This window comes from Aetokthonos hydrillicola CCALA 1050 (assembly GCF_017591665.1).
Classification (GTDB): domain Bacteria; phylum Cyanobacteriota; class Cyanobacteriia; order Cyanobacteriales; family Nostocaceae; genus Aetokthonos; species Aetokthonos hydrillicola.
In genome coordinates this window covers 1-1,778 of the sequence record NZ_JAAKGC010000347.1, presented here as the reverse complement: position 1 = coordinate 1,778, position 1,778 = coordinate 1, and the positions used below count along the sequence as shown (strand labels likewise).

The following is a 1,778-nucleotide window of genomic DNA, read 5'->3' as shown; positions in this document are numbered from 1 at the left end:
TCAGTGTAACTTCTGACTGCTTTCCTCTCTAACAATCAATCCGCGCCTCAGTACTAATGTCTATTTTTTATCTTTTCTTCTATCCGTGCTTTGCTTCTGTCTGAGCTTTTAGTCCAAACTCCAGTAAGATCTGACTTCTACGGGTGTTCCCATTTTCACCTGCTTGTACAGCATGCGGATATCAGGATTACGCATTCTTAAACAACCGTGGGAGATAGAGCTTCCGACCAATTCTTCATCAGGTGTACCGTGAAAGCCAATCTGGTTCTGTCCATCTGACCAAAACCCAATCCACCGGTCACCCAAAGGACTATCTGTTCCTGCTTGAAACACTTTACCAGTAATTGGGTGACGCCAAATAGGATAGACAAGTTTATTGAGTACTTGAAAAGAGCCTGTAGGAGTTTCCCAACCCTTCTTACCTACACCAATCGGGTAGCTGGCTATAACCTGAGCTTGACGGTAAACATAAACGCGGCGATCGCTTAAGTTAACGACTATTTGCGTTTGGTTCTCTGTTTGGCTTTTAGACGGTGTTTGCCCCGGTAAGCCTTGAGCCAATAGAGATTTTAAAGGATTATTTCCTGCGGTATTGCTGCTGTTGGACGGTTCATTACGCTTCGACACATCTGGGAGAGCAGCTCCAATTGCTACAGCCTTTCCTCCTGCTTGTGAAGCGTTATCAGATGCTTGAGAATTTGTCATGCGCCCACGGACAGCAAGAGATAGAATTGCTGTACCAAAACAGAGCAACATCACTATACGGGCTACAGATTCATTTCTTACCATTGCCATTGTCTATTTTCCCCAGCCTATCCATCTCATACCAGAGTATTGGCATAAAAGTCAGATAGAAAAACTCCATGTTCTATAATATTCCGTACTTTTGGGATATTCCAATAATTATCTTTGATTACAACTCTATTTAAGCAATTAAATTTTTTCATAATTGAATTACTAAAAATTTACACACTTTTCTCGGTTCCCTTATAAATTTCCGTTATACCAGAGGGCACACTAGGGCTATATCAATTTTGCCACGGCTTGTACTGCGAAAAGTGCAGCAGAAATATCTGAATCCTTGGAACTGTACAAGTACAGTAACAATCAATAAATGCAGGTGCGAGTGAGAGAAGAACTATGTTAGAAAAACTATTATTAGCCATCACAATTACATTTTCCCTCAATCTGTTCTTACAAGTTCGCTTACCAAATCAAACTAAGACTGGTGCTACTTATGAACACAGAATACAAGCATTACCACACATTTTGGTAACAAGCATGCAAGAAAGTCAGGGAACACTAATCAGTAAAAAGTGATCAAGAGGATGATTACTCACTGTTAATTATAGTTTGAGGTTCAATAGCATGAATAAGGCAATTTGTCAATGGGGTATGGTCAAAGGTTATTGGTTGCACAACTGAATAAACGTGAAAAAACAAAGAGTTAGTCTGTGCGCTGCAAAAAATCAAGCCACACTTTATATATTCCAGTGTTCCAGTCCTAAATCCGTCACTTCTGATAGGAACATCCGACTCATTAGTATGTCTAATGGATAGGGATGTTATAAAGCCCAGTACGATCTATGAGTCAATCGATTACTGTTTCCTGGTCAACGGTTGATACGAGGCTTCCAGAAGCGTCGGTGCAAGTTGACAAAATCTCCAATCACGACCTGATTTTACGCTGTCAAGCAGGAATGCGCCCGGATCGTGCTGCGTTTGCAGAACTATTGCGTCGTTATCAATCCCAAGTTGATAGAGTTTTATATCACCTG

Annotated in this window: 1 protein-coding gene and 1 pseudogene; one reads left to right on the top strand and one right to left on the bottom strand. The window is 40.9% G+C overall.

What is annotated here, in order from left to right:
- Window positions 1-108 precede the first annotated feature (108 nt).
- A complete protein-coding gene (locus G4P69_RS37765) occupies window positions 109-795 on the bottom strand; it encodes a L,D-transpeptidase (RefSeq protein ID WP_208355043.1) in 687 nt (228 codons plus the stop codon).
- Window positions 796-1,586: 791 nt separating this feature from the next.
- Between G4P69_RS37765 and G4P69_RS37760 the strand changes: the two are divergent.
- Window positions 1,587-1,778: pseudogene (locus G4P69_RS37760) on the top strand (sigma-70 family RNA polymerase sigma factor); the annotation flags it as partial.